The 26,118-nt window shown below is 43.2% G+C and carries 19 protein-coding genes; 9 read left to right on the forward strand and 10 right to left on the reverse strand.

The window, feature by feature from the left end; translation table 11 throughout:
* Nucleotides 1-43: 43 nt before the first annotated feature.
* Nucleotides 44-931, reverse strand: coding sequence for a dienelactone hydrolase family protein (locus Q7J63_RS03640; protein ID WP_304884021.1), 888 nt, complete (start codon nt 929-931; stop codon nt 44-46).
* Nucleotides 932-1,846: 915 nt separating this feature from the next.
* On the opposite strand from Q7J63_RS03640, the gene Q7J63_RS03645 reads away from it, so the two are divergent.
* Complete coding sequence (locus Q7J63_RS03645) at nt 1,847-3,037, forward strand: PAS domain-containing sensor histidine kinase (protein ID WP_304884023.1); 1,191 nt, start codon at nt 1,847-1,849, stop codon at nt 3,035-3,037.
* A gap of 75 nt (nt 3,038-3,112) precedes the next feature.
* On the opposite strand, the gene Q7J63_RS03650 is transcribed toward Q7J63_RS03645, so the two are convergent.
* Nucleotides 3,113-3,544 carry a DUF2784 domain-containing protein gene (locus Q7J63_RS03650; RefSeq protein WP_304884025.1) on the reverse strand — a complete coding sequence of 144 codons (432 nt, stop codon included), beginning with the start codon at nt 3,542-3,544 and terminating at the stop codon, nt 3,113-3,115.
* A 528-nt stretch (nt 3,545-4,072) separates the two neighbouring features.
* On the opposite strand from Q7J63_RS03650, the gene Q7J63_RS03655 reads away from it, so the two are divergent.
* Nucleotides 4,073-5,419 carry a D-arabinono-1,4-lactone oxidase gene (locus tag Q7J63_RS03655; protein ID WP_304884026.1) on the forward strand — a complete coding sequence of 449 codons (1,347 nt, stop codon included), beginning with the start codon at nt 4,073-4,075 and terminating at the stop codon, nt 5,417-5,419.
* A 49-nt stretch (nt 5,420-5,468) separates the two neighbouring features.
* Here the strand turns inward: Q7J63_RS03655 and Q7J63_RS03660 are convergent, their stop codons facing one another.
* Nucleotides 5,469-6,308 carry a serine hydrolase gene (locus Q7J63_RS03660; protein ID WP_304884028.1) on the reverse strand — a complete coding sequence of 280 codons (840 nt, stop codon included), beginning with the start codon at nt 6,306-6,308 and terminating at the stop codon, nt 5,469-5,471.
* Between the two features lie 532 nt (nt 6,309-6,840).
* Here Q7J63_RS03660 and Q7J63_RS03665 point away from each other — a divergent pair.
* The gene (locus Q7J63_RS03665) at nt 6,841-7,452 is read left to right on the forward strand and encodes a hypothetical protein (RefSeq protein ID WP_304884030.1); all 612 of its coding nucleotides are present in this window, start codon (nt 6,841-6,843) and stop codon (nt 7,450-7,452) included.
* Nucleotides 7,453-7,653: 201 nt separating this feature from the next.
* Here Q7J63_RS03665 and Q7J63_RS03670 read toward each other — a convergent pair whose 3' ends face one another.
* The gene (locus Q7J63_RS03670) at nt 7,654-7,965 is read right to left on the reverse strand and encodes a hypothetical protein (protein WP_304884032.1); all 312 of its coding nucleotides are present in this window, start codon (nt 7,963-7,965) and stop codon (nt 7,654-7,656) included.
* Between the two features lie 258 nt (nt 7,966-8,223).
* Nucleotides 8,224-8,535: a hypothetical protein gene (locus tag Q7J63_RS03675; RefSeq protein ID WP_019596371.1), complete on the reverse strand. Its 312-nt coding sequence runs from the start codon at nt 8,533-8,535 to the stop codon at nt 8,224-8,226.
* 367 nt (nt 8,536-8,902) lie between these two features.
* On the opposite strand from Q7J63_RS03675, the gene polA reads away from it, so the two are divergent.
* The 5 genes from polA to Q7J63_RS03700 all read left to right on the forward strand — a co-directional run bounded on the left by polA (nt 8,903) and on the right by Q7J63_RS03700 (nt 17,547).
* Nucleotides 8,903-11,722, forward strand: coding sequence for a DNA polymerase I (gene polA, locus Q7J63_RS03680; protein WP_304884036.1), 2,820 nt, complete (start codon nt 8,903-8,905; stop codon nt 11,720-11,722).
* Between the two features lie 108 nt (nt 11,723-11,830).
* Nucleotides 11,831-13,210, forward strand: a complete 1,380-nt coding sequence (gene radA, locus Q7J63_RS03685) for a DNA repair protein RadA (RefSeq protein ID WP_304884038.1) — start codon at nt 11,831-11,833, stop codon at nt 13,208-13,210.
* A gap of 241 nt (nt 13,211-13,451) precedes the next feature.
* Nucleotides 13,452-16,601, forward strand: a complete 3,150-nt coding sequence (locus tag Q7J63_RS03690; protein WP_304884040.1) for a DUF3427 domain-containing protein — start codon at nt 13,452-13,454, stop codon at nt 16,599-16,601.
* Between the two features lie 51 nt (nt 16,602-16,652).
* The gene (locus tag Q7J63_RS03695) at nt 16,653-16,961 is read left to right on the forward strand and encodes a hypothetical protein (protein WP_304884042.1); all 309 of its coding nucleotides are present in this window, start codon (nt 16,653-16,655) and stop codon (nt 16,959-16,961) included.
* A gap of 238 nt (nt 16,962-17,199) precedes the next feature.
* Nucleotides 17,200-17,547, forward strand: coding sequence for a DUF3024 domain-containing protein (locus Q7J63_RS03700; protein ID WP_304884044.1), 348 nt, complete (start codon nt 17,200-17,202; stop codon nt 17,545-17,547).
* A gap of 47 nt (nt 17,548-17,594) precedes the next feature.
* Here the strand turns inward: Q7J63_RS03700 and Q7J63_RS03705 are convergent, their stop codons facing one another.
* The gene (locus Q7J63_RS03705; RefSeq protein ID WP_304884046.1) at nt 17,595-18,224 is read right to left on the reverse strand and encodes a hypothetical protein; all 630 of its coding nucleotides are present in this window, start codon (nt 18,222-18,224) and stop codon (nt 17,595-17,597) included.
* A gap of 162 nt (nt 18,225-18,386) precedes the next feature.
* On the reverse strand, nt 18,387-18,875 hold the full coding sequence (locus Q7J63_RS03710; protein ID WP_019596380.1) for a very short patch repair endonuclease: 489 nt from the start codon (nt 18,873-18,875) through the stop codon (nt 18,387-18,389).
* 440 nt (nt 18,876-19,315) lie between these two features.
* Here Q7J63_RS03710 and Q7J63_RS03715 point away from each other — a divergent pair, with 440 nt between their 5' ends.
* The gene (locus tag Q7J63_RS03715) at nt 19,316-21,526 is read left to right on the forward strand and encodes a DUF5916 domain-containing protein (protein ID WP_304884048.1); all 2,211 of its coding nucleotides are present in this window, start codon (nt 19,316-19,318) and stop codon (nt 21,524-21,526) included.
* A 226-nt stretch (nt 21,527-21,752) separates the two neighbouring features.
* On the opposite strand, the gene Q7J63_RS03720 is transcribed toward Q7J63_RS03715, so the two are convergent.
* The 3 genes from Q7J63_RS03720 to Q7J63_RS03730 all read right to left on the reverse strand — a co-directional run bounded on the left by Q7J63_RS03720 (nt 21,753) and on the right by Q7J63_RS03730 (nt 26,094).
* Nucleotides 21,753-24,164, reverse strand: a complete 2,412-nt coding sequence (locus tag Q7J63_RS03720; protein WP_304884050.1) for a glycogen debranching protein — start codon at nt 24,162-24,164, stop codon at nt 21,753-21,755.
* Nucleotides 24,165-24,466: 302 nt separating this feature from the next.
* Nucleotides 24,467-25,402 (reverse strand): polysaccharide deacetylase family protein, encoded by a 936-nt coding sequence (locus Q7J63_RS03725; RefSeq protein WP_304884052.1) that lies wholly within the window; start codon nt 25,400-25,402, stop codon nt 24,467-24,469.
* Nucleotides 25,403-25,527: 125 nt separating this feature from the next.
* Nucleotides 25,528-26,094: a hypothetical protein gene (locus Q7J63_RS03730; protein WP_304884054.1), complete on the reverse strand. Its 567-nt coding sequence runs from the start codon at nt 26,092-26,094 to the stop codon at nt 25,528-25,530.
* Nucleotides 26,095-26,118: the final 24 nt, after the last annotated feature.

Raw genomic sequence — 26,118 nt, forward strand, 5'->3', positions numbered from 1 at the left:
AGATTGCACTGGTTTCATGCAGGAAAATCCCCTTTCGAGTAGATCATTTCAATTTTTCCCTGAAAAAGGAAATGGTCCTACTCCAAGCCAAATCTGCGGCAGCCTTGTCATACCTTGGGGTGGAATGGTTGTGGAAACCATGATTGACTCCCGGGTAGAAGTAGGCGGTATGTTCTTTGTTATTTGCTTTTAAGGCAGCCTCATAAGCTGGCCAACCTTCATTCACCCGAGTATCCAATTCAGCAAAATGCAATTGTACCGCGGCATTGATCTTGGGCACATCCTCGGCGGCAGCTTGTCCTCCGTAATAGGGGACCGCCGCAGGCAAATCCGGAATCCGAACAGCCATCATGTTTGAAATCCAGCCGCCAAAACAAAAGCCTACCACACCGACTTTTCCCGTGCAATCCTCATGTGCTTGCAACAATTCATAGGCAGCAATAAAATCCTCAAGCATGGAATCCCTGTCCCGTTTTGCCTGCATCGTCCTGCCTTCGTCATCATTTCCCGGATATCCGCCCAGTGGGGTCAATGCATCTGGTGCAAATGCAATAAAGCCATCCAGTGCAGCCTGATGGGCAACATCTTCGATGTATGGATTCAGGCCTCGGTTTTCATGGACTACAATGATACCGGGTAATTTTCCCACACTGTTTTTAGGCTTGGTCAAGAGCCCCCGCATTTTGCCTCCTCCTTTGGGAGAATCATACTCAATGTATTCCGAAGTCAATCTCGGGTCATCTTGTTTGAATTGTTTGGCCTCTGCGTAATTGGGCATCAAATAAGCAAGTAGCGCCGAAACCGTCAATCCCCCGACCGCATAAACGGACAGTTTGCTGACAAATTCCCTCCGGGCGATCTTGCTGTGGCAATAGTCATCGTAGATGTCAAAAATCTCCTGTTTTAAATCTTCTTTTTTAATTTCTGCCATTATTTTGGTTGTTAATTGTTTGACGGTTCAAGATCAAACCATGTGTTTTATAGATTGTTTCTGTCTGATTTAACCCGTTTAATGCATGCCCAATCCCTTTCCAGCTTATAATTCCTTAATAATCATCAGATATTTTCTGTTTTTGATTTCACCATATCGGGACGAGTCCTTATTTTTCAAATATCCTGATTTTCTTGTGGTGATAACTCCATTAGGGAATTGATGGCATATTGCGGGTTGAATTCGGAATAAGACAATGGAAAGCATTTGTGGAGATGTGCATTCAATAATTCTTTTCAGAACGGACAAAAGGAATTTTAATTTAATGATTTATATGGGCAATCATCATTTTTTTTGCCAACCGGCGATTGGAATGGATTATGGGTCAATGAGAGGGGAAAACAGGTAATCCCCGTCCCTACCTATAGAAGTGCAGACCTTGTCAGAATTTGAAGACAATAATTTTTTATAAGGACCAAGCGAATAGAAAAAGGTCGGCTGGTTAGGCCATACTTTTTTTTGTTTTAACCCCTATAATGCATTACCAATACTAAACCAGCCTTTAATTGCTTAATAATCATTCCGTTATCAATAATTTTTGACTTCATCATGTCCCTACTGTAAGCGATTCTCCAAATGGTCTGATTTACTTGCAATTTCAATCTCCTTTGAAAAGCCATTGCATCTTGGGGTTTTAATAAATTGATGTCTGATGGGTATAGAATAGTCCTTTTGACTTAAATTTTTCCACCCAAATATTGTATTGGGGATAAATAGCATATTTTTACAAAGCTTTGGAACAGCGATCGCCAGTAATGTTTAGATCGTTAGGTAAATAAGAAGCTGTTTCCACAATATATTGTTAATCTCCAACAGATGACCTCATGGTTTCTGAAACAGAAATACTTTCATCCGATGAAAAAAGAGCCCAAAGATTTTAAAATCTCCAAGAACAGATACGTTCCTTCAGCAGATTTTTACAGCCAAATTATTGACAGCCTCCAGGATTATTCAATTTTCACCATGGACAATGCGCTGAAAATAAATAGTTGGAGTGCTGGGGCGGAAAAAATATTTGGTTATGAAGAACAGGAGGTCTTGGGAGAAGGGTTTGATATTATTTTCACCGAGGAAGATATCCAAAATGAGGTTCCTAAAAATGAAATCGATAGGGCAACAAGCCATGGAAGAGCAACGGATAATAGATGGCATCTCTGCAAAGATGGCCAAACCTTTTATGCCTTTGGTTTGGTATTCCCACTCATCGGAAAGGGTGGCGAGAAATTGGGTTATGTAAAAATTCTTCAGGATTTGACGGAAAGAAAGAAGTCCGAAGATGCAATTAGGAAGTACATGAGGGACCTTAAGGAACTCAATACCCATAAAGACAGCGTTCTTGCCATTCTTTCCCATGATTTAAGGAGTCCGCTGACCGGGATCATCGGCGCAGCGGAATATTTGAAATCTAATTTTGAAAGACTGGAGAAAAAGACAGTTTTGGAGATGCTTGAGCTTATCCATCACTCTTCCGTAGAGGAATTGAACATGCTGGACTATCTGGTGGAATGGGCAAGGATAAAATATGCCTCAGAGGTGTTTTCACCCGAAAAAATCGAGCTTTCCGTTTATGTTCAAAAGGTTTTTGATATCCTGAATGAAACGGCGGAATTGAACACGATCAATTTTCACCAAGAAATCGAAGCGAATGAAAGTGTTTTTGCAGATGGTAAAATGTTGCTCTCAATCCTTCACAATATTGTTTCAAACGCAATCAAGCATTCCAGTCCCGGTGGAAAGATCACCGTTTCCGCCAAAAGAAAAGAAGACAAAATTATCGTAAAAATACAGGATACTGGAGTGGGGATGTCCAAGGAAATCCAAGAGAAGCTTTTTGCCCCCCAATTGAAGAGTCTTTCAAGCCCGAGGGAAGAAAACAAAGGGGCGGGTATTGGACTGCTTTTGGTGAAGGGCTTTTTGGAAAAAAACGGAGGGGAAATCTGGGTTGAAAGTATTGAAGGAGTTGGGTCGACCTTTTATTTTACCCTGCCCGCAGATATGCCTAAAGTAGAAGTGGAGAAGAATAACCCCGCCGAATCTGGGGATTGATCCATTTCCATTTCGGATTGGCAAGAATTCATTTTTTCCCATCGATCACCAACTGTCAACAACAAGGAAAATGATCTAGGCGATTGAATTTCCTTTCCTTTTCTGGAAAAAATTGACCCAAATTGACGCAGCCAAGGCCAAAATTGCCATGCTGACTGTCAGCACATCAACCCAAAGATCAGGGAGCTTCAAGCCGAGCAGTCTTTGGAACAAATAACTGATATATGAATTTGGGAGATTCGTTTCCCCCATTTTCCGGAGAATATCCCAGTGCCAATCCGTCAGCGGACAATACCCTAAACCATACCAAATCCCCAATCCCAGCCAAGAAGCAAAGGTCAGGGAGATGGTGAGCAGTTGCCATTTTTGTAGCGGTCTCCAGAGCCAGCCAAAAAGATTGAAAAGGATCAGACAGGTGTGAAACAGCACAAAAAAATAATCGGCCATTTGGAGCATGTGGAGGTTCAGCATGGTGATTTTGTGTCCAGTTAATATGTAAATTTCCAATGCCTTTCAAGTTTGAAACGTTTTTTCCGTACTTGCAGCCTCTTTTAGCGTGCATTTCGTACTTTTCTTTTCCCAAATGTATAATTTCCACAGAAAAATGGGCCTAAATGCAGGTTCCTTTTCACCATTTTCCTTCCCCGGGAATTAATTTTGGTTCCTCCGGGGTTTTTCGAGGTTTTGTTTTCGTTTGTTTAAAGGAATCATTTAACCCTTGCGATGCATTTCCATTTCTCGTACAGGCTTAAATTTTGATTTCACCATATCGTGAAATTCCTTTATTTCCCGAATCTTCTGAATTTCTTTCAGTTTCAACCGTTTTTAGGAGAGATAATGCAAATTTCGGGTTAAATTGATTCTGATGTGCTGTGATTCCACTAGAGGTCTAGATCAATAAAATTATTGGCTTACCCTAATAAGAGATTGATTCAGTTTAGCTTCATCTTTCTTCAAATCCTTCATCCGTAAAAAGAACAGACATCTTGCGGAAAAGCAGACACAATATTTCACATTGACAAAACCCGATAAACCATGAAGAGAAAGACCTTTTTAAAGTTATCTTCAACGCTTGTTGCAATCCCCTTGATCTCACCTATGAAAATTTGGGCAAACTCGGAAAATCTTAAAAATTGGGCTGGAAATCTTACCTACAGTACCGATAAAGTCGCCTACCCCAATGCTGTTGGGGATATCCAACAGTTCGTTCGAAAACAGGAAAAACTGAAAGTCCTGGGGACAAGGCATTGTTTCAATACCATCGCAGACAGCAAGGATTTTCTTTTGGCTACAGGAAAGATGGAGAAGTCGATAGACATCGACGTGGAGGCCAAGCAGGTGACCGTGGATGGAGGGATAAATTATGGGACGCTTGCCCCGATCCTTCAGGAAAATGGATTTGCCTTGCACAACTTGGCTTCCTTGCCCCACATTTCTGTGGTAGGTGGTTGCATGACAGCCACGCATGGCTCTGGAGTAAACAACGGGAATCTATCCTCCCAAGTCGCCGCTTTGGAACTTGTGGCAGCAGATGGGGAGATCCATCAGTTGTCCAGAGAAAAAGACGGTGGGGATTTTCATGGGGCAGTGGTGGGTTTGGGCGCTTTGGGGATTGTCACCAAGATCACCTTGGACCTTCAGCCAACTTTCAACATCAGACAATTTGTATATGAAAACCTTCCCATGTCCCAACTCTTGGACAATTTTGATGCGATCATGTCAGCGGGTTATAGCGTCAGCTTGTTTACCGATTGGCAAGGAGAATTTGTCAATGAAGTTTGGGTGAAAGCCCTGGAAAACGACCCGGTGGATTATGGCAAGATTCCCGAATTTTTTGGTGGGAAAGCCGCCACCAAAAATCTGCATCCCATTGCTGAAATCTCAGCCGAAAACTGCAGCGAACAAATGGGTGTTTCTGGAGCATGGTTTGAGCGGCTGCCCCATTTCCGGATGGGTTTCACGCCAAGCAGCGGCAAAGAACTTCAATCCGAATATTTTGTACCGAAGGCGGATGCCGTCGAAGCCATTCAATCGGTTTCCAGATTGGCGAAGCAAGTCGGTCCTCATTTATTGATTTCGGAAATCCGCAGCATCAAAGCGGACAAGCTTTGGATGAGCCCCTGCTATGCACAGGATTCCGTTGCGATTCATTTTACGTGGAAACAGGAAATACCCGAGGTGATGCGGTTATTGCCTATTATTGAAAAGGAATTGATGCCTTTTAATGTGAAACCCCATTGGGGAAAATTGTTTGCCATGGCGCCCCCTGTTTTGCAAAATCGATATGAGCGGTTGGCGGATTTCAAAAATCTGGTGGCCAAATATGATCCACAAGGAAAATTCCGCAATGCGTTTTTGGAAAAAAATCTGTACGGGTTATAAGAACCTTATTTTGAGGAAATGAAACGGAAAGCAGTTGATGGTCAATGGCTCAGTTCGCATATGCTTCAAAAGCCAAGTTGGTAATATTGGCGATGATTTCATCCGCCTGCTCGAGGGTTTCAAAGTTTTCCACAAAAATGCTGAGGATGATGGGCTTTTGGTTGAGGATAATCCCTGCATCTCCACGTACATAGGACAAGGTCCCGGTTTTGTGGGCCACTCTGGTTTCTTCTGGAAGCTTGCCGGGGATGGTCGATTTGTCTGCACAAGCCAATAGCATATTGAGCATGGATTCTCTGGAGGATGTGGATAACTCAACACCCGAAAGGATGATACTTAAGAGTTTGTTGATTTCTGCCGGGCTGGTGAAGTTTTGCTTACCCGCTTCAATCGCCTCAAAATCCATCATGTACCTGTTGAGGCGGGTGGTTTTGAGTCCCAATTCTTCCATCAGGAGATTGACATTTTCCATCCCGACAAGACCAATCAGGACATTGGTGGCGGTGTTGTCGGAAATGCGGATCATTTCCCGGGCGAGAAACTCAAGGCTATGTGTGGAATTTTCTTCCAAGTTTTGAAGCTCTCCCGCTCCGCCTACTTTGTCTTTCGCTTTCAGAGCATACATTTGATCAAGGTGGAGCGTTTTTGACTCGATTTGTCTGAAAAATTCCATCAGGATCGGGATTTTGATAATGCTTGCAGAAGGGACCGATTTTTCCGCATTCATGCTGAATAGTATTTCCCCTGTTGGCTGTTGGACGAGCAGCGAGACTTCCAGGCCTTTGTCTAAGTCATTGAGGTATTGGGAAATGGTCTTATTTTGCTGTCCCCAAACCGAAATGGGCAAAAGAAGCAGAATAAAGAGCTTTTGGAATATTTGGTGCCTCATGGTCTTTGATTTGAAAATAAAGGATTGGTCAAAGTTAGGGGAATTCGGCTGAATACTTTGTCTTCCTTGATTCCAGTTGTGTATGCAGCTGTGTTATTTGGTTCTATTCAGGAATTCAAGACATTCATTTCCACGAAAATTTGGATGGAGCATTTGACTCGAAAATTCAATAGGCTTCCCAATAGCTGTATAAACTGCAAGAAAATCTGATGATTTGGAGAATTAGGCAGTGTGCCAAAATGGGGAAGTCATAAACAGTAAACAAGCGACTGATAATGAAGCGTTTTTGGGATGGAATGGGTTGGTAATGCATAAAATGGGCTTGAATTCCCAAATCAAAATCAACAAAATTGCCAATCCTTCAAAAGGATGAATCAAAACACAATATTTTTCAGTCGGGAAGGGGGGAGATTCATTCAGGGGATTTTAAAAAAATTCTGACCTTAACGGGCATAATATTTGCACGGTTTTACACCAATATTTAAAACCAATAAATTTTACCGGAATCGGATCAAATTATATCCATATAAGCATGAAAAAATCCTATACAATTACTTTTTTCACCTTTTTTCTAGTCGTATTTGCCAGCTTTGCACAAGACACTACACCAGTCGAAGAACCTACAACAGGGTCCCTCAACAGCGGAACCATCTCGAGTCAATTTGATTATCTGAAGAGTGTTTCCAACAATTTTCAGGAATACAAGGTCATAAAGCGTACTAATCTGGATAAAATCGAGAAAAATGTACTGGACTCTCTCAAAGTATTCAAGGATCAACTCCTAGCCGTCAATCAACAATTGGCAGAGAAAAGGGAAAAAATGCTGACAATTGAGGCAGAGATGAATGCAAACCTGGAGGAATTGAAGGCGGCAGAAGAGGCGAGAGACAGTTTCTCCTTTATGGGGATGGCGATCCACAAATCGGCCTATAATTCCCTCATGTGGACCATTGTTGCTGGATTGGCCGTGGCCTTGGGTTTCTTTTTATTCAAATATAGCCAAAGCCATAAAGTAATCACCCGTGCAGAGAATAACCTGAACGAGACGGTGGAGGAATTCGAACAACACCGAAAAAACACCTTGGAGCGTGAGCGGAAATTGAAAAGAGAGCTCGTGGATGCCATGAATGGCAAGAAAAGCTAATCCGATCCGAAACTGTAAATCTCTTTTCCGGAAATCTATGCGTACTACTTCCTTGCCATCAGACAAATGAATTGGCCTAAATTTAGAATGCTTAACACATAGGAGTAGGATCACGATATTCAGCAAAAATTGGGCTTAAGCTCAAATAAAAAACCCCCCAAGACATTTGTCTTGGGGGGTTTTTTATTTGTTTTTGTGTGATTAGGTAAGCAAAATCACGATCAATAGAATGACGATGATGGCTCCCACTGAAAGATAAACACCGTTGTTCAAGGCTCTAGCTTCTTTGTTCATTTCCTTCAACTCAGTTTTGACACTGTTTTTTTCAGCTTTGGACATTTCAGAAAAGTCCATGGATTTGATTTCGGCTACTCTTGACTCGATCTCCCCAACACGAACCAATTGTTCGGCAGTGAGTTCTGTTATTTCTTTTTTCACGCCTTTAGCCATTGCTGCGGGTGCAAAAGCACTGAATAAAAACATTACTGATAATAGGTAAGCGATCTTCTTCATAATTGTGTGTTTGATTGGTTGAAAATAAACGAAATGTGCCACCAAGTAACGGTGATTAAGCAGTATTGAGGAATACAAATGACAGGCCGAATGGATATTGAAGCATTCAAACAATGACAAAATTCTACCTAAACTAATTAAATAATTTTTTAAGCCTTCACATACAGGCCAAAGAACAAGACAGTCAACAAAAGTTGGCGCAAAGGGCATAAAAAAACCCGATACATTCGTCTCGGGTTTTTGAGTTGTTTTATGCGATTAGGTAAGCAAGATCACAATCAAAAGGATGATGATAATGGCACCAACTGAAAGGTAAATGCCATTGTTGGCTGCTCTAGCTTCCTTATTCATTTCCTTCAGCTCAGTTTTGACACTGCTTATTTCTGATTTGGACATTTTGGAAAAGTCCATGGATTTGATTTCTGCTACTCTTGACTCGATTTCCCCAACACGAACCAATTGTTCGGCAGTGAGTTCTGTTTTTTCTTTTTTCACGCCTTTAGCCATTGCTGCGGGTGCAAAAGCACTGAATAAAAGCATGAACGATAATAGGTAAGCGATCTTCTTCATAATAATGTATTTAATTGGTTGAAAATAAAATAAATGTACCACCAGGGATCTATACTCCTGCATTGCTGTCAAATACAAAAGTCAGGCCGAATAGAGGGGCAAGCATTCAAAAATAAGATAATAATTCAATATTCGACAAATAGCAGCTAAAACTAATTTCATTATTCTTTGTAATTTAGCCAATCTTCGGAAACCAGTTTTCTTTCCCTGAAGAATCCTTAATTTTACCATTGCCAATGTGTTTTCCGATTCTGATCCTGAAACAGGGGAGAAATCTTGCAGCCCTGGCCTTTTCTCAGTGCGATCAGGATCACCTTAAGCATAATAAAACCGAAGGTTCATTTCTTTACTTGTAAAAACCCACCCCATGCCCCCAAAAGGAGATAAAAAACTGTTTCTTCTGGATGCAATGGCTTTGATCTACAGAGCCCATTTTGCATTCAGTAAAAATCCCAGGATCAATTCAAAAGGATTGAATACAGGCGTCATGCTTGGATTTACCAATACGCTTTTGGAGGTCCTTGAAAAAGAAAAACCGACCCATATTGCCGTTGCCTTTGACACCAAAGCCCCGACTTTTAGGCATGTGCGGTATGAACCCTATAAAGCAAACAGGCTGTCCCAACCCGAAGACATTGAGGTTGGTATACCATGGGTCAAGCAAATCGTGGAGGGTTTTGACATTCCCATTCTTGAGCTGGATGGTTTTGAAGCAGATGACATCATCGGCACCATCGCCAAAAAGGCTGAAAACACGAGTTTTGTCGTGTACATGATGACACCGGACAAGGATTTCGGGCAGTTGGTCGAAGACCATATCTATTTGTACAAGCCGGCCTTCATGGGCAATGCGGTGGACATCATGGGTCCCAAGGAAATCTGCGCCAAATGGGATATCGAACATGTGGAACAGGTGCGAGACATCCTGGGATTGATGGGAGATGCTGTGGATAACATTCCGGGGATTCCCGGAATCGGCGAAAAAACAGCCGTCAAATTCCTGAAGGAATTCGGAAGCGTAGAAGAGCTGCTGAAGAACACGGACAAACTCAAAGGCAAGCAAAAGGAAAATGTGGAAAACTTTGGCGAACAAGGTTTACTTTCCAAGGAACTGGCGACCATCAACCAGGATGTTCCCATTGACTTTGATGAAGTTGCCCTGCGGTACAGTGGGCCCAATGAAGAGAAGCTGAAGGCGCTTTTTGCGGAACTTGAATTCAGAACGCTTACCCAGAGGGTTTTTGGAGAAAGTCTCAAAAAGCCGACAATGAAGGTCAGCGACCAAATGGATCTTTTTGCCGGAGGCAGTGTGAAAAAAGAAGCCGAGGTGGAAGTGGCAGTGGAAGAAAATCCTCTCCCGGAAGCGTCCCTGCAAGACAGCATCTTGAGCAGTGCACATGACTACCACAAAGTCGAGGGTGAGGAGGACATCAAAGAATTGATCTCCTATCTCGAAATCCAGGAAGAATTTTGCTTTGATACCGAGACGACCTCCCTCAATCCCAATGTGGCGGAATTGGTTGGGATTTCATTTTCTTACCAAATAGGAGAAGCTTTTTATATTCCATTCCCAGATGATCAGGAAAAAGCCAAGGACAAATTGGAATTGTTCAGAGGGATTTTTGAAAATGAAAGCATCCGGAAAATCGGACAGAACATCAAGTACGATGTGCTGGTGCTGAAAAATTATGGGATGGAAGTCAAAGGCGAATATTACGATACCATGTTGGCCCATTACCTGATCGAACCCGAAGGGAAGCATTCCATGGATTGGCTCGCCCAGCAATACCTGAATTACAAACCCGTATCGATAGAATCTCTGATCGGGAAAAAAGGAAAGAATCAAGGCAATATGCGCGACGTGGACGTGGACGAGGTCGTCGCCTACGCCGCCGAGGATGCAGACATCACCCTTAAACTGAAGCAGGTTTTTGATCCCATCATCAAGTCCAATGGATTAAACAATCTTTTTCACAATGTGGAAAACCCCTTGATCAAAGTTTTGGCCGCAATGGAATTTGAAGGTGTCAAGATCGATACCGCCAGCCTGGCAGAGTTATCCACAATTCTGGAGGACGACAGCAAGGAAATCGAAAAAAGGGTGTACGAACTCGCAGGACAGACTTTTAATCTATCGTCCCCAAAACAATTGGGCGAAATCCTTTTTGTCAAGATGGACCTTGACCCGAAGGCCAAAAAGACCAAAACCGGCCAATTTGCCACCGGCGAGGAAGTGCTCAGCAGGATGGCCGGAGAGCATGAAATCGCCTCTGCCATCTTGGAATACCGACAGATGGTCAAGCTCAAGTCCACCTATGTGGACGCATTGCCCACCATGATCAATCCCAAAACCGGAAGGATCCATACGACCTACAACCAGTTCGTGGCAGCCACTGGAAGGCTATCTTCCATCAATCCCAATCTCCAGAACATCCCGATCAGGACCGAAAGAGGCAGGGAAATCCGAAAGGCTTTTGTCCCGCGTGACGAAAATTTCGTGATCCTGGCAGCGGATTATTCACAGATCGAACTGCGGATCATGGCTGCATTTTCGCAGGATGAATCCATGATTGAAGCTTTCAAAAACGGCCGTGATATCCATGCCACCACTGCGGCAAAGATCTTCCAAGTCCCCTTGGAAGAAGTCACCACCGACATGAGAAGAAAGGCCAAGACGGCCAACTTTGGGATTATTTACGGCATTTCCGCCTTTGGGCTTGCCCAGCGCCTCAACATCTCCAGGGGAGAGGCGAAGGAAATCATCGATGCATACTTCAAGGAATTCTCTGCCGTGAAGCAATACATGGACGATTGCATCGAAAAGGCCCAGAAAAACGAGTATGTGGAAACCATTTTGGGAAGAAGACGCTACCTCAGGGACATCAACAGCCGCAACCAAACCATGAGGGGATTTGCAGAACGAAACGCCATCAATGCCCCCATCCAAGGTTCAGCAGCCGACATGATCAAAGTGGCCATGATCAACGTCCATGAATGGATGAAAAAAGAGAACCTGAAGTCCAAAATGATCCTTCAGGTACATGATGAACTCGTTTTTGATGCGCACAAGGATGAAGTCGAACTCTTGAAAATCGAAATCCCCAAATTGATGGCCAATGCCGTCACCATTGCCGTTCCTTTGGAAGTGCAGGTGGGCGTCGGGAAAGATTGGCTGGAAGCCCATTAAACATCGAACTATGGACTCCGGAGTTTATACTTCGGACTTTGTACTTGGTACTAAGTACTTCCAACTTAACAACTCTATTCAAATTATACCATCATTGAAGCATTCCGAATGGCCAAAGTAAAAAGCTCATTTTTTTGTCAAAATTGTGGGACGCAGAGTCCCAAATGGATCGGGAAATGTCCTTCCTGTGGGGAGTGGAACACCTTCGTGGAGGAAGTGATCCAAAAGGAGGAAAGCACAGTCGGCACTTGGAAACAAGGATCGGGTAAGCAAAAAAGGGCCGTTGTTCCCAAAAGATTGCATGAGATCAATTTCGAGGAGCAATCCAGGTTGGTCACCCAAGATGCAGAATTGGACCGGGTGTTGGGCGGAGGAATCGTCCCAGGATCCCTGATTTTGATCGGGGGAGAACCGGGCATTGGGAAATCTACCCTCATGCTCCAGATCGCTTTGATCCTAAATAATACCAAGGTCCTGTATGTCTCCGGGGAGGAAAGCGAATCCCAGATCAAGATGCGGGCCGAACGGATGCCGCACAAATCCGAGAACTGCTACATCCTTTCCGAAACGAATACCCAGAGTATTTTTCAACAGATCGAGGCCTTGCAACCCGAGCTCTTGGTGATCGATTCCATCCAGACGCTGCACAGCAACTATGTGGAATCCGCTGCCGGATCTGTCAGCCAGGTTCGGGAATGTGCCGCCGAGTTGATGAAGTTTGCCAAGGAAACCGGCACGCCGGTCTTTCTGGTAGGGCACATCACCAAGGATGGCGCCATCGCAGGACCCAAGGTCCTGGAACACATGGTTGATACTGTCCTTCAATTTGAGGGGGACCGACACCTTGCTTACCGGATTTTGAGGACCACCAAAAACCGATTCGGATCCACCCATGAGTTGGGGATCTACGAGATGCGGTCAGATGGCCTGAGACAGGTGGCCAATCCTTCCGAAATCCTGCTTACCCAGCGGGATGAGGCACTCAATGGGGTGGCCATCGGCGCCATGATGGAGGGAAATCGGCCTTTGCTGATCGAAATCCAATCTTTGGTCAGCCCGGCGACTTATGGCACGCCACAGCGAAGCAGTACCGGGCACGATGCCAAGAGGCTGAATATGCTTTTGGCAGTCTTGGAAAAAAGGGGAGGGATGCGATTGGGACAGCAGGATGTTTTCCTGAACGTGGCCGGAGGGATGCGCGTGGACGACCCAGCATTGGATCTGGCGGTGTGTGCTTCCTTGATTTCCTCCTACGAGGACAGTCCCGTGCCGGAAGACATTTGTTTTGCGGGAGAAGTGGGGCTTGGGGGAGAGATCAGGGCAGTGCACAGGATCGAAAACCGGATCACGGAAGCGGAGAAACTCGGGTTCAAAAGGATCATGGTATCCAAGTATTCGGTGAAGGGTGTGGATTTGGACAAATACAACATCAAGGTCATTCCCGTCAGCAAGCTGGAGGAATTGTACCAGGGATTGTTTGGGGAATAATCGGAACCCCGGTTGGGAGAGAAACCAACCGGGGTTTTTATTTGGATTTTTTGGGAAGGATTGGGCTTTTTTGCCATCTAAATAGTGAATGCTGAGATTTATGTTCAAGCATGAAATGGGATTTTTTACCCGTTTGAAAAAAAAAGAATTGGTCAGTTGATGTCAATTTAAAACGATTCTATCCATTGGGCTATTATTTTATTTACCTTAAGCCTTAATTGTTTAATTACAGCGTTTTTTTATGAATCAAGGAATTTACGAAGCATTGATCACGAAACTTGTTCAGTCAAAACTGGATGAGTTGGACAGAGAGAAATTTTTAATTGCCCAAAAGGTCATCGATAAGGAGGAGGCCAAAACTGTCCTTTCACAATATTTCTCCGATATTCTGAATAAAGCCTTGAGTCTTTATTCACAAAAAGATTCGCTTGACCACCAGATCGCATTGGTCAATAAGCTTATTTTATTGATTAGGGATGAGTTGAATGAAGGGGATTTTGAAGAAGATCTTGTAGGACTCAATGGTCAAATACTGAAAGCCATTTATTCCAAAGTTAATTTTGGAATCCTGGATTTCGATACCTTTTTGAAAGAAATAACTCCTGAATCCAGGTTGATTTTCAGTTCTCTTTTTACGGGAGGAGGAGGATCAAAAAAAATCCAAATGGATGGGGAACTTCAGAAAGAAATCAAATCCTCCGATAGAATTGATTTGATTGTTTCCTTCATCAAATGGGAGGGTCTGAGACTCTTGATGAGGGAATTGGAAGACTTTACGAATAGGGGTGGGAAATTAAGATTAATTACCACCACTTATGTTGGTGCCACCGATGCGAAATCCGTTGTATTCCTTTCCAAATTAAAGAATTGCGAGGTAAAGGTTTCTTATAACACCAAGAACGAGAGGGTGCATGTCAAGGCCTATTTGTTTTTTAGAAAAACAGGATTCAACACCGCCTATATTGGTTCTTCAAACCTTTCTAAATCAGCTTTGACAAAAGGCTTGGAGTGGAATGTAAAGATCACCAGCAAAGAGGTCCCGCATGTGATAGAAACGGCCCTAAAAACATTTGAAACCTATTGGCAAAGTTCAGATTTTGAAACCTATGTGCATGAAACCCATTCTGAAAAACTAGTAATTGCCTTAAAAGAAGGGCGATTCGGTGGAGGATTTGAAAATAATTCCTTCACGATTTTTGACATTAAGCCCTATAAGTTCCAAGAAGAGATTTTGGAAAAACTTGAGGTAGAGAGGAGTGTCCACAATAGATTTAGGAATTTGATTGTTGCTGCCACGGGTACGGGAAAAACTGTTATTTCTGCTTTTGATTTCAAAAACTTTTTTAATGCCAATCCTCAGGCAAATCTACTTTTTGTGGCACATCGGAAAGAGATTTTGCAGCAGTCTCTTGCAACTTTTAGAGGCATCCTGAAAAACCAGAATTTTGGAGAGCTTTGGGTGGATGGAATTAATCCCCAAAAACTTGATCATGTTTTTGCTTCTGTACAGACTTTAAACAACAGAATTGAGGATTTGGATCTTTCGGAAGACTATTATGATTTTATCATCATTGACGAAGTCCATCATATCACGGCTGAAAGTTATCGACCGATTCTGAAAAAATTCAACCCGAAGATTCTATTGGGATTGACTGCAACGCCAGAAAGAATGGATAGGACAGATATTTTGGAAGACTTTTGTGACCACATCGCGGCTGAGATCAGGTTGCCAGAAGCATTGAACCAAAAGCTACTGTGTCCATTTAATTACTTTGGAATCTCAGACAATGTAGATTTATCCAATGTCTCCTGGTCAAGAGGAAGGTATCTACCCAGTGAGCTGACAATAATTTACACCAACAATGACCATAGGGTTAGTCACATACTTTCCAATCTGGAAAAATACCTTACTAATATTCATGAAGTGAGGTCGCTTGGATTTTGTGTCACTCAGGAGCATGCGCAATTTATGGCTGAAAAATTCACTTTGGCTGGGTTAAAAGCCGATTATTTGGTCAGTGGTAGGAATGAAAATAGGGCTGAAATTAGAAATAGGCTTCTGAAAAAAGAGATCAATTATCTTTTTGTGGTTGATATCTTCAATGAGGGAGTTGATATTCCTGAGATCGATACGGTTTTGTTTTTGAGACCTACGGAAAGTTTGACTGTTTTTCTCCAGCAATTGGGCCGTGGGCTTCGGTTATCAGAAAACAAAGACTGTCTGACGGTTTTGGATTTTGTTGGAAATGCCCGTGCTGAATACGATTTTGAAGGGAAATTTAGAGCCCTCATTGGAAAATCAAACACCTCCATTCAAAATGAGGTCGAACGAAATTTCCCGCATTTACCACTGGGTTGTTCTATTATTTTAGAAAAACAGGCGAAGGAGACAATCTTAAACAATATCAAATCGGCCACCAGTCCAAATAGAAATCAGATTATCCAAAAAATCAGGAATTTCCAACACCAATCCACACAGCCATTAAACCTTAAGAATTTTTCAGAGTTTTTCCACCTTCCATTGGCAACCATCTACAAAAGAGGGTCTTGGAAAAGACTCTGTTATGAAGCAGGGAAGTTGAGCAGTTTGGATAATTTGAATGAAAAAGAAATGGTGAGCTGTATTTCAAAGAAATGGCTGTCCACAGACTCTTCGTCCTACTTTAAATTTTTATTGACGCAAGCCAAAATTGGATTTCAAATACAATTGGAGAATTTTTCCGAAAATGAAAAAGCAATGTGTTTGATGCTTCATTATGATTTTTGGCAAAAAGAAGGTGGTTTTGATGATTTGGAGGATAGCATCAAGGCGATCGGTAGAAATGAAAATCTTGTCGAGGAAATGAAGGAAGTATTAGAGCTTCTTCTGGATGATGTTTCCTTTAAAGAAATCGATATTAAACTGTCTTATAACCAACCTCTTAGGCTACATGCCCGATATACCAGAGATCAGATATTATCTGCTTTTAGATTGAGCAGTTTTGAAACTAGATCTTCAAACAGAGAGGGAGTGGCAGAAAATGGAGCGTTAAATACCGAGATTTTGTTTATTGATTTGATAAAATCCGAAGAGAATTACTCGCCAACAACCATGTATCAGGATTATGCCATAAAGGAAAACCTTTTTCATTGGCAATCCCAAAATGCTTCACGACCAGATAGGGGGAAAGGATTGAGTTATATTCAGCATGAAGAAATTGGGAAAATAATTTTATTGTTTGTTCGGGAACAAAGACAGAATGAGTTTAAAAATACGATGGGGTATGTATTCATAGGAGAAGGTACATTCAAGGATTATTATGGCTCAAAACCAATGAGTATCAATTGGGAATTAAATGAGCCTATACCACTTTATCTATGGAGCGCCTCAGCCAAACTTTCGCTTGGATAAAGGGGTTTTAAAAATCAATCAAATCATCGCAGGCTTAAAAGCTTTTTCTAAATGATGAAAAACATCAAACTCAATTACATGTACAGAGATGGTGCAAATTACAAGCAGTTTGGGGAGATTGTATTCGAAAATCCAGAAGAAATCAGCATCGCTGCGGCAACGCATAAGATAAAAGAAAAACTGATTCAGGAGATGTTTTTTGTGTCTGAGGATTGGGGTTTTCCAAGTTTAAGGATTTATCCCTATGATCCTGAAATTGACCATGATTGGCATACGTTTGAGGATTTTGAGGAAACCAATGCTGTGCAAAGTGATAGCAGGAGTTTAGGTGAGTTTTTAGAAGGCATAGTCATGGGGTAAGAATGGAATGATTGACAGACCTCATTTATCCGTTATTAATCCTTATCCCTCTCCAAACATTTCCCGAAAAGCATGAAAATTGGCGACTGAAAATTGTCCTTTTCCTATTTTAGAGTCAGGAAGAAATCGGATCGGAATGCTTTCCATTGAAATTCTAAAAGGATCAAAACATCCTATTCCTCTTAAAAAAACAGAAATATCCAGTATTTTTGTAAATCAAAAATGAACATAAGCTTTTATGGAATTTAACCCCTTTCACCTCCGAGAAATCCAATCGATCCTCAACCCTTGGCTGGAAGAGAAAAGACCGCCAGTGGAATTAAGGGAGGAGATGGATCTCCAGTGCACCATCAAGGATCAAAATATTATCCTGGAAGAAATAAGTCCAAGTTTTAGGTCACCAACAATAAAATTGACAATCCCTCTTGCCAAAATCACCTTTGTCAACGCCAAGAATGAGTGGAAAATCTATTGGATGCGGGCAAGTGGAAAATGGGAATTGTACAAGCCCGATAAAAAAATAAATACGCTCGAAGAGATCCTGAAGGAAATCAGTGATGACCCTTATGGCTGTTTTTTCGGCTAAGGGTTTTTTCATTTGTTTATTTCTGACCCATCACGTTTCATCTTGCTCTAGAAATACCGCCGCATAGATCTTAGGGAATCCGGCAGATTCAAATTTTTAAGTCCACTCGGATCCAAGCGGTACACGGGTTGTGAACTACTAGGAAATGTAGGGACCTTTGGCTTTTTCAAGTCCCGAAAGGCCTGGATCAGGCCCCCTCCTGTGCTGGTAAAAAAAGTGGCACCACCCTCTTGACGGACCCGGGAAAGGAAGGAATTGTAACTGCTCATGTCGTAATGTTTGGCCAAATTCCGAATGGACTTCATATAGGTGACATTGTTTTGGAGGTTTTGGTGCATTTGGGAGGGAATAAAGCTGTTGTCCAGCAACAGGCGTTTGAAATCCTCCTCGCTTGGATAAGGCCTTATTTCTATCTCATCCAACTGAAACACGATTGCTTGCAATTGAATTGTGTTGGGTAATGAATCCAGGTTCAGATCCAAAATCAAGGTTTCGTATCCCACATGCCTGATGGTGACAGGATATGCATCCTCAAAGCGAAGGATAAAATTACCCTCAAGGTCTGAGATCGCCTGATCTTTTTGGTGGAGGATATGGGCAAAAGCAATAGGTTCTCCGGTCACGGAATCCACTAATTTTGCCTTCCAGACTTTTTCGTTTGGGAGGGTTTGGAGCATAAGTAAAAGAATAGAAAAAAGGACCATCGCAAACCTGGAAATTGATTTCCAATTAAATTCCAGGTTTTCACGATATATTAAAAACGATTAACTTTCATTAACCGTGAGCTTTAACAAAACTTGTGAAAACAGATCGGTTTAGCCCTTTCAATTAACATTCGCTTAGATTTTTCTCTTTTGGACTTTTTCCTTTTCTTTTCGGATGCGGTCGATCAAGGCATCAATATTTTCCCTTTTCACCTCAAAATCCCATATCCGGAGGACGGTCCAGCCTTTCTGGACATAGTGTTGGTTGATTTCCCTGTCGCGCTGCCTATTGCGTTCGATTTTAGGCAGCCAAAAGGCACGGTTGGACTTGATGCTTTCCTTTCTGTTTTCCCAATCGTAACCATGCCAAAAAGCGCCATCGATAAAGATGAGAAGTTTGTATTTGAGAAAGGCGATATCGGGTTTTCCGGGCAATTTTTGCTTATTGCTCCGGTGCCGCAGTCCAGCATGCCAAAGGGCTTTTTTAAGCAGGATTTCCGGTTTGGTGTTTTTTCCCCGAATTTGGGACATGTTGTAAGAGCGCTGTTTGGTTGTATAAAAACCCTCCTCCTCACAGAACTTGGGAACTGTGATTTTGGCTTCGGTATAGCGCTTCCCAGACATGTCTTGTTTTACGCATCCGGCAATATGAAGTTGGTTGCTTTTTCCTGGAAATCAGATTAAGTAAAAAATCCATGCCTCTAAACATTTGTAGATGAACGGTTCAGTGTTGTTATCCACTAGTTATCCACATTTTAGACGATCAAAATAGGCGCATTGCACGCTTAAAATGCACATTTTACGAAAATAGACAAAAAACCTAAGATTTCGGTGGACAACTTTGGCCTTCGGTTTACTTAAATTTTTCCTATTGGAATAAAAAATATTGGAAGATAATCTGTTGATATTGATACAATTCCTTTTAGGATTTATGTTTTTATGGAAGGAAGGATTGCTGGAATTACACTGGTGTTTCCTAGCCCAAAAATGATTTTTACCACTGGTAAAAAAGCCAAATCAATTAACGCTTCCAATGTGCAATTTTAAAAACCCAACCTGCTGCCATGAAGCCTTTGTTTTTTGTATTTCTGTTCTTTTCCAGTTCCTTCTTGTTTGCGCAGGGAGAGACCGAAATACTGCCCGGCTTGCAAGCTGTAAAAATCGATTTCCCCATCACCTTGGACGGTGTTTTGGATGAATCCGTTTGGCTGGAGGAAGGCTGGGCAACCAATTTTTATCAATTCTTCCCCTCTGACACCTCTTTGGCCAAGGCCCAATCCAGGGTCAAAATCGCCTATGATGACAAATTCATCTATATCGCCGCAGTCATGTACAACCTCGGGCCACGGGATAAATATGTCAGCACCTCCCTGCGAAGGGATTTCCGGGGGGAACAAAATGATGGAATCAGCTTTGTGTTCGATACCTTCAATGACAAAACGAATGCCTTCCAATTCGGAGTCAATCCCTACGGAGTCCAGCGGGAATCCCTGATTGCCAACGGTGGTAGTGTCTCTGCGGACCTGAACCTAGCTTGGGACAACAAATGGTTTTCCACAGCCAAAATCTACGAGGACTACTGGGTGGTGGAGGCAGCGATCCCCTTTTCCACGCTGCGCTTCAAGGAGCGGGCGACAAGTTGGAACGTGAATTTCTATCGAATTGACAGCGAATACAACGAAAGGAGTACCTGGACCCCTATTCCCAGAAATTTCTCCGTCATTGCCTTGGCCTTCTCGAGGAAATTACTTTTTGAGGAACCCTTGGAAAAATCCGGGGCCAATATTTCCTTGATTCCCTATGCTGCTATGGGGACAGCCAGAAATTCGCTGGAGGGCACATCTGATCCGCTCAAGCCCTCCTTTGGTGGTGATGCCAAAATCGGTGTTGGTCCGGCGCTTAACCTGGATCTGACCTTTAATCCTGATTTTTCCCAAGTGGAAGTGGACGAACAGGTCACCAATCTGGACCGTTTTGAGATATTCTTTCCGGAAAGAAGGCAGTTTTTTCTGGAGAATGCCGATCTGTTTTCCGATTTCGGGACCGAAAAAATCCGGCCATTCTTCTCCCGAAGGATCGGTGTGGATCGGGACGAAAACACAGGCCAAAACGTTCAAAACCAAATCGTCTATGGTGCGAGGCTCAGTGGAAAACTCACCGATGATTGGAGAATCGGTCTGATGAACATGCAGACGGGCAATGATCCAGAAAGGAATATTGAGGGAAAAAACTACACGGTCGCCGCCCTTCAGAAAAAGGTTTTTGGCAGATCTAATTTGGGTATCATTTTGGTCAGCAGAGAGAGCCTCGATTCCGAAAAGGGCGGGGCGAGTTTCAAACCTTTTGATTTTAACCGCTTGGCTGGTATTGATTACAATCTGGCCTCCAAAAACAACAGGTGGTCAGGAAAATTCTTTTACCACAAGACTTTCGAATACCAAAATCCGAGTAATTCCGGAACCGGGCATGCCCAGTTGAACTACAATAACCTCAATTTTTCAGCAAGCTTGGCCTATTCCAATATCGGGGAAAATTACAACCCTGCGGTTGGCTTCACTCCTAGAAAAGATTACCAAAGAATCGCGCCGCAATTGGCTTTTCGATTTTTTCCAAAATCCGATTTGATCAACAGGCACGGTCCGGGCTTTGAATCCGAAACCCTATGGAATGAAAACCTCGGGGTGACTGACGAATTGCATACCGCTTTCTATATGGTACAGTTTCAATCCTTATCCACACTGACGGTTGCGCTGAACAATCGCTACACCTATCTTTTTTCCCCCTTTGATCCGACGAGAACCAATGGGACGGAGTTGGAGTCTGGTACCGATTACAGGAATACGTTTTTCAGTTTCCGATACCTGGGTAATCCCAGAAACACATTTTTTGTCACAGCCAATGGGGATTTTGGGGATTATTTTACCGGCTCTATCAAAAGATTGGGAGGTACAATGAACTATCGAATGGGGTATCTCGCAAATATTTCCATGAATTTCAGCTTCAATCAAATCCGGTTGCCTGCACCGCAAAACAATGCTGATTTGCTGCTGGTCGGTCCAAGGATAGATTTCACCATGACAAAAAATCTCTTTTGGACCACTTTCCTCCAGTACAACAATCAGATTGACAACATCAATATCAATACCCGACTTCAGTGGCGGTATGCCCCGGTGTCGGATCTCTTTATCGTCTACACGGACAATTATTTTCCCAATACCTTTGCCTCCAAGCAACGGGCTTTTGTGATGAAGCTCAACTATTGGTTGAATATTTGAGCTGGTTTGGCTCCGTCGAATCGCCCCATCCCACCATCGGCTCAGTGGTTTACCTTACAAAAAAGGGTTCACCGAAACGCGTTTCAGTGAACCCCTTGCCTCTATTTGTCAATCAGATTGGTCGACAGTGTTTTACCAGCCATTTTTCAGCAAAATTCTTTTTTGGGGATGTTTCAGCCCACATGGTTTAAATCCTGTTTTTTGCCTAGCGAATCACAAGATTTCCTTATTTGAAGCTTGCAGAAATGCTGGTACCAGACGTTCGGAAGACTTCCTGATTGCCAACCCTTGTTTTTTCCACTTCTTTTCCGCCGAATTTCCAAACGTTGTATTTCCCCGTCGGGAAAACAAAATCGATTTGCCAATCCCCTTTCGTTTGGTTGATTTGCAACTGGATTTCCCCTTCCACTCTCAGGAATGACAAGGTCAGAACATTGTCTCCGATCAATACCTTTTCAATTTTTGCGGAGTCCCAATCCGAAGGCATTTGGGTTGAAATGTGGATAACTTTATTGCCTGCATCCGGCTGGATTCCAAAAAACTGAGTCACAATAGGGACCCCAAAGCTGTAGAGATTCCAAGCCTGAGCCATCATTCCATAATCTGGAGAAACCTCATAAATCGATCCCGGAAGTGCAAATCCAAATGATTTCACCATCATTTGAAGGTAGGCAAGTGCTTGGTCAGGTCTTCCATAATTGTTTTCCGAAATGGCCTGAACGCCCGTGGGCAAGGTCATGACAGCACCCGTATAAGAGAACACTTTGCTCCCCGTAAAGGAGCCGTCCTCGGATTTGGAGGCCTCGTCCCGGTCTATTCCGGTCACAAAAACCCCAAAAGGATTGACGAACTTACTGCCCTTGTCAAGTGCCTTGATGGCTTTTTCGGGATCGGCGATTCCCATCTCCATCGGTGTATTGACCACCCAGTTGTGAAAGAGCACAAATCCCTGTTTTTTGTTTCTTGGGTATGTGGATAACTTTTTTCGCAAGAGTTTTAATTCCTCCACTGCCCAAGGTTTGCCCAAGGTGTCTGCGCGGATGATCGCGGCATCTACCAAAGGCAATGTTTCCGCTGCAGTCCCGATAAAATCAGCGTAGGAGTTGGCAGACTCCACCCAAAAATCGGTGTTGATCTTTGCTTTCATCAGGTCAGCGGTCTGTTGATAACTTCTGGCGACCTCTGGTTCCGCCATCAGGAGGGCCATTTGGGCGGCATCTGCAAAAGCTTTTTGGGTATAGACAGCCACGTCGATCATTTCGGATTCCAATCCGTGGATTTCCATCATGCCATAGCCATCTGGAAAAAGATTGCCATCCTTGTCGTTTTCTTCCATCAGCCATACCAGACCTTTTTTGATTGTTGGATAATATTTTTCCAAAAATGCTTTGTCTCCTGTCCATTGGTAAACATACCAGATCAAGGAGGCAAATTGAGGGGTTTCATTGATGTTTCCGGGATTGAAGACTACTCCATTGGTGCTCACTTCATGTACGATTTTGCCGTTGTCATTTTCCTGTACGGACAGTTTGTGGATAAGATCAACCGTGGCGTACACCAAGTCTTTCCTCCCTGTGGCAATGGCGCCTTTGAGCGTGTATTCATTGTCCACGCCAAACCACCAAGGGTAATCGGGCATCCCGGCGCCGAGTCCCCGGCCAACTTCCGGTATATCCCTCACCAGCCATTCTGTATTGTATTTGACCCATTCAAAGGTTTTTTCAAGTTCCTTGTCCGGAATGGTGATTTTCGACAAAGAGGCTATTCTGTCGTAGTTTGTTCTTTTGTCCTTCAAAAAGGTTTCGGGATGTGTCTTGATCAGGTCAAAGGTTTTTTGCACGTCATCCAAACCGGAGTAAGATCCTGCAATAAAAAATTTAAGGCTTCCTTCCCCGTTTGCCGAAAGCTCCATTTCATAGCTGAGCTTGGCGGACTTTCCCTTTCCCTGTGGGAAATAATTGCAAAGGGAAGAATCCCCCTGAGAATGGCTGGCCGTCTGGTTGGCACCAAACAATACATACCATTCATTTCCCTCGTCCTTGCCTCTCCAGGCTTGTCTTTGGTCATCGAAAACCAAGTTATCCACATGGTCAATCATGCCTGCCCGATCGCCGAGCCAGACTGGCATCAGGTCAGTATGACCGTCAAATTCAAATACAAAGCTTTTTTTGGACTTATCCACATTTTTAAAAAGGTATTCGATGACCAATCCTTGCTTTCCATCTGGGACAAATTGGAACCGTTCTACCTCCAAGCCAGGGACGGAATTCTTGAATTCATGCTTGTTGGCAAAGGGATAGTTGATGAATGCACTGGCATTGTCCAAACAAAAGCGATTGCCCTCGATTTCTATGGCGTTGGTGAATCCATCCATGAGTTTGATGGGATGGTTCCAGATCCCTCCCATTTCACCTTCCACGTGCCAACCCAAATCAGGGAAACTTCCATCCTGATGACCGACCATATACACGCGGTCTCCTGCCGTGACATAGGGGGATGCAAGGTATTCAGTCTTTCCTGAAAGTCCTTCGACCCCATCCATCATGCTGAAAAGGACGATTTCTGCTGGTTTTTTTTCGCAAGCAAAGACTGCCAACAGCAAAGTGACAGTCGTTAGGATTTTGGAAAGGCTTTTCATTGGGAGATTGTTATGAATGGTTATTGAATAAAGGTAGGCGTTTCGGACCACCCCATTTATGAATTTCAGCTTATTTAACCCGTTTTATACAGTATCAATTCTATTCAGACTAAAATTGCCTAATAAGCAGTCGGTTTTTTGCTGTTTTTGACTTCCCCATCTTGGCGCCACGCCTTATATTTCAAATAATCTGATTTTCCTTATGGTTTCCAACCTCCTTGGGAAGCCTAATGCATTTTTTGGTTTTAACGCTTCCTTCGAAGGACTCGCTGCGGTCGAAAAATTCGCAAGCGATCATTTATTTATAAAGCCCCAATTTCCCGCCAAGTGACCAATTTGATGTTGTTTTCTTCAATAAGATTTTTGGCTTTTTCGCTTGTGAAAAAATCATAGTCAGCCTGCCGCCAGGGCGAATTCCAGTAAGGATGGCGAAGGGTAATGGCCTGCATTTCTGCATCGTCAAAAGCTACATGAATCAAAAGGGCGGTGATTCCGGGTTGTAGGTTGTTCAGCAAGCTTGTGTAATACCCTTCCATTCCTTTCTCATCGTATTCCTGAGGGGATGCGCTTGCAATTTGGGTAATGATAGGCAAGTTATCCACATCAAATTCAGTGAAAAGGGAAGGATTGGCCTTGATGATGGATTCCACTATTTCTGGTGTGATCATCGCTGGAATCCCATATTCCTGGCCCAATTTCAGGTAGGAAGCCACATATTCCGGTCTTCCATAAAAAACACAGCCCATATGGGAATCCAAATGGGTGGGTTTGATGCCGATTTTCAGCGCAGCTTCTATTTGAGCCCTCATTTCCGTTTCCACTTCCTCTGGTGTTGCATTTTGAGAAACCGTGGCACAGTCAAAATGCATGAAGCCGCTCTCTGAAATCAATCCCGGTACTTTTTCGGCAGATGCCACTGGGCGCCACTTGTAATTGAACCATTCGTTGGTCAGGGTAATGTGCACCCCGACATCCAAATTGGGAAAATTTTGAATCAACTCCCCGACCTCCGTTGACCAGGCGCAGGGCATCATGATGCTGGTGGAATTGACGATTCCCTCGGTCATAGAGGCCAAGGTGGCCACATTCTCGGAATGGGCCAAGCCGATGTCATCTGCATGGATGATCAGCAATTTGTCGGTTTTCGAATAGCCTAACTTTTCAGCCAATGTTTTTTCTTGGCCGTGGATCGGTAAGGTCAAAAAAATCAGAAAGAGAGCGGGGAGGATTTTCTTCATCGGGTAGATTGGGTTTAAAGGAGCCATTCGAATTGACGGTCGAAATATATCGAAACCGAGAGAATTTCATGTCAAAAGGGCTGTCCGCAATTCAGAATTCCAATTGCGGACAGCCCAATTCAATCTCAATCATTCCATCCCCAAGGGGCATCCGGAGTTTCTATTTCCTTTGTCAAATCAAATTTTACGGAAAAGAAACGATCACTTCCGATTCTTCTTAAATTATAGGTAAAGGAGGTTTCATCCACTGTGATCCACCAGACATTGTTGGCTGCATAGGGAATCAAATCCGCAGTTTCTTGATCGGCTGGAAAAAACTGGATCCCAGCCATTCCTGTATTGGCCGTTCTACCGCCGTACATGGTCACCTTGTCATCGGTCCCGTCTTCGTGTCTGTGGTCATGCTTGAGTAGGATCAAGCCGTCTTCCAGCGTCAAAACCCAAGTTCTGGATTTGTCTTCGCCCACAAAAAACGGAATCCTGATCACGTTGTCGTCACAGTTTCGCACATGCATGACCAATTTTTTTCCAGCAAAAGGATCATTGTCCGCTAGTGGTGTTACGACAGTGCCTTCATAAGCCTTTCCACAATGTTGTTTGAGTGTTTCCATAAACATTTGGGAACCTGTTTTTTCCTGTGCAAAGGCAGGTAGTGTAAGGATTGCAAAAAAGAGGAAGATGTAATTTTTCATAGGGTTATTATAAATGTGTAAAAT

The organism is Rhodonellum sp. (assembly GCF_030656585.1).
In the GTDB taxonomy this organism is placed as follows: Bacteria; Bacteroidota; Bacteroidia; order Cytophagales; family Cyclobacteriaceae; genus Rhodonellum; species Rhodonellum psychrophilum.